This is a genomic window from Actinomadura sp. KC216, assembly GCF_004348535.1.
Taxonomy (GTDB): Bacteria; Actinomycetota; Actinomycetes; order Streptosporangiales; family Streptosporangiaceae; genus Spirillospora.
Map to the genome: position 1 here is coordinate 1 of NZ_SMJX01000510.1, position 3,936 is coordinate 3,936.

The window sequence follows — 3,936 nt, forward strand, 5'->3', positions numbered from 1 at the left end:
GCCCCGGCCGCCCCGGGTACGGCCGCCACCGGGACGGCGGCCAGGGCGGCGGTCAGGCCGGAGACCTGGAGTGCGCGCCGGCGGGTCATCTCGGGCATGTGATTCTCCTGTCGGTCGTTGCGGCTGCCGCCCACTTCGGACCTCACAAGAAAGTCTCAGATGAGGCTATATCAGACGGGTCTACGCTGGGCTCATGCTCGATGACCTGGTCGTACGGATCCTGGCCGAGGACGGCGACGACGCCGCGCTCCGGCACGTGGGGCTCGGCATGCTGCTGGCCACCGCGCACAACCAGAGCCGGGACGCCATGAACGGCGAGCTGCGCGCGCTCGGCGTCGACGTGCGCGGGCTCTCCATGCTGCTCGCCCTGGAGCTGTACGGGCCGTCCAGCCAGCGGCGCCTCATCGACCTGTCGGGCATCGACAAGTCCACGATGGTGCGCATCGTCGACGAGCTGGAGGAGGGCGGCCTGGTCCGCCGCGAGCGGGCCCCGCAGGACCGGCGCGCCTACTCGATCACCCTGACCCCGGACGGCGAGCGGACGCTCGCGAGCGCCCGCCGCATCGCCGCCGACGCGGGCGAACGCCTCTTCGGCTGGCTCGGCCCCGGCGAGCGGGACCAGTTCGTCGGCCTGCTCCGCCGGCTGGCCGAACACACCGCCAATTACCCACAAAGAAATGGTTAAACGAGTATTGATCCCGGTTTGGGATTGTTCTCCCGAAGGGAATGGGTGACCGAACCAGGGCTCGATTTGGGGGAGGCTCGATGACGACCAGAATGACCCATGGTTCCGCATCGGTTCCGGCGGGGGAGCGGCACCGGACGTCCGGGTGGCTGACGTTCGCCGGCACCCTCGCCCTCGTCGTGGGCGCGTTCAACGTCATCGACGGTCTGGTCGCGCTGTTCAAGGACGACTATTACCTGGTCGGCCAGAACCAGATCCTCGTGTTCGACTACACCACCTGGGGCTGGATCTGGCTCGCGGTCGGCATCGTCCAGATCGCGATCGGCGCGGGCATCATGGCCGGCAGGATGTGGGCCCGCGCGGCCGGTGTCGTGCTCGCCGCTCTCGCCGCGATCGGCCATCTCGCCTTCCTCGTGGCGTTCCCCCTCTGGTCGGTGCTCACCATCGCGCTGTGCGTCCTGCTGATCTACGCGCTCTGCGCACCCCCCGCCGGCGCCACCGGCAGATGACCGGGCCTGCCGGCCCATGACCGGGCGGACCCGTCCGGGCCGCGGAACGGCGAGGCGCGCGTCGACCCCGCTCCGCCGCGCCCGCCTTATCCGAAAGGCCTGGACGGGTCCGCTCCAAATTGTCATTGGGCGGGGTTGGTAAGGCGTTCTTCCAGAATGGTCTGTTGAGCCGGATTGGTAGTGAGGGACAGGGCCTTCCGGTCGGCGGCCTGAGCGGCCTCGGGCTCGTCGAGGGCGCGGAGAAGTTCCGCCCGGGTCGCGTGGTAGAGCGGGTAATGCTCCAGGGTCTTGCGGTCGGCGGGGGAGAGGGCGTCCAGGGCGGTGAGCGCGTTGCGGGGGCCGCCGCGCGGGCCGGGGTGGTGGTGCAGGGCGATGGCGCGGTGGAGCCAGTGGACGGGTGACGGCGACAGCGCCAGCAGCATGTCGTAGAGGATGACGATCTGCGGCCAGTCGGTGTCCGCCCAGGTGGGGGCCTCCGCATGGCAGGCGACGATGGCCGCCTGCAACTGGTAGGGCCCCGGACGGCGCAGCGCGGCGGCACGCTCGATCAGGCGGACCGCCTCGGTGATCGCCTCGCGGTCCCACAGCCGCCGGTCCTGGTCGCGGAGCGGGACGAGCCGTCCGTCCGCGGTGAACCGGGCGTCGGTGCGGGCCTGGTGCAGCCGGATGAGCGCCAGCAGGCCGAGGACCTCGGGCTGCTTCGGCAGGAGCCAGGCGAGCTGGCCGGTGAGCCATTCCGCGTCGTCGGCGAGGTCCCGGGCGTGCGGACGGTCGCCCGCCGTCGGCAGGTAGCCCTCGTTGAACAGCAGGTAGATGACGGCCAGGACCTGGTTCACGCGCTCCGGCAGATCGGCGTCGGACGGCACCCGGTACGGGATGCCCGCCTCGCTGATCTTCCGCTTGGCGCGGGTGATGCGCTGCCCCACGGTCGGCTCCGGGACGAGGAACGCCGCCGCGATCTGCGCGGTCGTCAGCCCGCACACCGCCCGCAGCGTCAGCGCGATCTGCGCGGACCGCGGCAGCGCGGGATGGCAGCACGTGAAGATCAGCTTCAGCCGGTCGTCGGGCTCGGCCGGCACCGGCCAGCGCATCCGGGCCAGCTTGTCGCGGTAGAGCTCCTGGCGGCGCAGCACGTCCAGGCCGCGGCGGCGGGCGACGGTCAGCAGCCACGCGTCCGGATGGTCGGGGATGCCGTCGACCGGCCAGCGTTCCAGCGCGGTCTCGACGGCGTCCTGCACGACGTCCTCGGCGGCGGCGAAGTCGCCCAGCACCCGCACCAGGCACGCCGTCAGCCGGCCCGCGTGCTCGCGCACCACGCGGGCCAGCTCGGCGTGCACCTGGTCCTGCGGCCGGTCCATCAGGTGCCCGTCACGTGACCGGGCGGATCTCGACGATCGGGCAGGCGGGCCACGACTTCGCCACGGCCAGCGCCTCGTCGAGGTCGGCGACCTCGATCTCCGCGTAGCCGGACACGACCTCCTTGCCCTCCACGAACGGGCCGTCGGTGACCAGCGCGTCGCCGCCGGTCAGCCGCACCGTCGTCGCCGTCTCGGCGGGACGCAGGTGCCCGTGGTGCTTGATCACGGCCGAGTGCTCGGCGAACCAGCGCCCGACCGCCTCGAACGCCGCCTCCCGCTCGGCCTCGTCCATCGCCTCCAGATCGCGCGCGTACTCCTCGGTCTCGACGAACAGCAGGACGTACTTCATGTCCCCCTCCTTCCCGGCAAAGGCCTGCTGGACGCTACTCTGCGGGCAGCGGGCAGTACAGGTCGACGCCGTTGCCGTCCGGGTCGAGGATGACGGCGTACCGCATCCCCCAGAACGCGTCCCACGGCTCCTGCGCGCCGGTGTACCCGGCCTCGGTCAGCTCGGCGTACTTGGCGTCGACGGCGGCCGGGTCGGCGCACTCGAACGCCAGGTAGGTGCGGGGGTCGCCGGTCGGGCGGTCCCACCCGTCGCGCAGCGTGCCGCCGCGGAACTTCTCGGTGTCGAGCATGAGGTGGAGGCCGTTCGGCAGGTCGCAGCCCGCGTGCTCGGGGTAGGCCTCGTCGATCGTGAACTCCAGGCCGAGCCGGGCGTAGAAGGCGATCGCGGCCTGGATGTCGGACACGATGATGTCGATGACGTTCAGCGTCGGGTTCATGACCCGCTCCTCTCGATGCGACCGGGCGCGCTCGCTCCCGGTCATCCGCGTCTTTCACCCCCTAGACGATCGGGCGGCGGCCCGATCCGACATCCTCCGGCATCGATTTCGGGGTGAGGTAGAGTCGGCTTCGTCACGGATAGTAATCATGACCCTACGGACCGGGTCCAGCGATGCTGAGGAGGGGCATTGGCCGGTTATCGCATCTACCTCGTCGACGGCGCGCGGCGGGACCTCTCGGCCGACCGGTGCAGGCACGCCGGCTCCCGCTACATCTTCGAGCGGGAGAGCGCGTCCGGGGGCTGGCAGACCGTTCACGAGGTGGCCGTGGTGGACGTCGCCCAGCTCCAGGACGGCGGCGTCGCCGTCGCCGACCACGACCCCGCCCCGTAGACCTCGCGGCCCCGCCGGATCATCCGCTCATTCCAATATTAGAATCGATTTCTATTCTGGAATGAAATGAGTATCCTTGATTGTTCAAGGACCCGGTAGTGGGAGGGCCCATATACCGTATGCATCGCCTCGATGTGAGGTGAATGTGTAAACACGTCCGAACCCGGCCAGCAGGCACTCCCTGCCTGGTCCGCACCCGCCCCGTG

6 protein-coding genes are annotated in these 3,936 nt (G+C 70.5%); 3 read left to right on the forward strand and 3 right to left on the reverse strand.

The window, feature by feature from the left end:
• The first annotated feature begins 193 nt into the window (after positions 1–193).
• Positions 194–685 carry a MarR family transcriptional regulator gene (locus tag E1264_RS41150; RefSeq protein ID WP_207936922.1) on the forward strand — a complete coding sequence of 164 codons (492 nt, stop codon included), beginning with the start codon at positions 194–196 and terminating at the stop codon, positions 683–685.
• 80 nt (positions 686–765) lie between these two features.
• Positions 766–1,194 (forward strand): hypothetical protein, encoded by a 429-nt coding sequence (locus E1264_RS41155; protein ID WP_207936924.1) that lies wholly within the window; start codon positions 766–768, stop codon positions 1,192–1,194.
• Between the two features lie 122 nt (positions 1,195–1,316).
• On the opposite strand, the gene E1264_RS41160 is transcribed toward E1264_RS41155, so the two are convergent.
• Genes E1264_RS41160 through E1264_RS41170 form a run of 3 tightly spaced genes read right to left on the reverse strand, consistent with a single transcriptional unit; the run spans position 1,317 to position 3,337 of the window.
• Complete coding sequence (locus tag E1264_RS41160; protein ID WP_132182767.1) at positions 1,317–2,552, reverse strand: DUF6596 domain-containing protein; 1,236 nt, start codon at positions 2,550–2,552, stop codon at positions 1,317–1,319.
• Between the two features lie 10 nt (positions 2,553–2,562).
• Positions 2,563–2,901: a YciI family protein gene (locus E1264_RS41165; protein ID WP_132182769.1), complete on the reverse strand. Its 339-nt coding sequence runs from the start codon at positions 2,899–2,901 to the stop codon at positions 2,563–2,565.
• 34 nt (positions 2,902–2,935) lie between these two features.
• Complete coding sequence (locus E1264_RS41170) at positions 2,936–3,337, reverse strand: VOC family protein (protein ID WP_132182771.1); 402 nt, start codon at positions 3,335–3,337, stop codon at positions 2,936–2,938.
• Between the two features lie 189 nt (positions 3,338–3,526).
• Between E1264_RS41170 and E1264_RS41175 the strand changes: the two genes are divergently transcribed.
• A complete protein-coding gene (locus tag E1264_RS41175; protein WP_132182773.1) occupies positions 3,527–3,730 on the forward strand; it encodes a hypothetical protein in 204 nt (67 codons plus the stop codon).
• Positions 3,731–3,936: the final 206 nt, after the last annotated feature.

Bases quoted from the DNA above. Each gene is read 5' to 3' on its own strand.
- E1264_RS41155 (WP_207936924.1), top strand. From the start codon at position 766: ATGACGACCAGAATGACCCATGGTTCCGCATCGGTTCCGGCGGGGGAG.
- E1264_RS41160 (WP_132182767.1), bottom strand. From the start codon at position 2,552: ATGGACCGGCCGCAGGACCAGGTGCACGCCGAGCTGGCCCGCGTGGTG.
- E1264_RS41150 (WP_207936922.1), top strand. From the start codon at position 194: ATGCTCGATGACCTGGTCGTACGGATCCTGGCCGAGGACGGCGACGAC.
- E1264_RS41165 (WP_132182769.1), bottom strand. From the start codon at position 2,901: ATGAAGTACGTCCTGCTGTTCGTCGAGACCGAGGAGTACGCGCGCGAT.
- E1264_RS41170 (WP_132182771.1), bottom strand. From the start codon at position 3,337: ATGAACCCGACGCTGAACGTCATCGACATCATCGTGTCCGACATCCAG.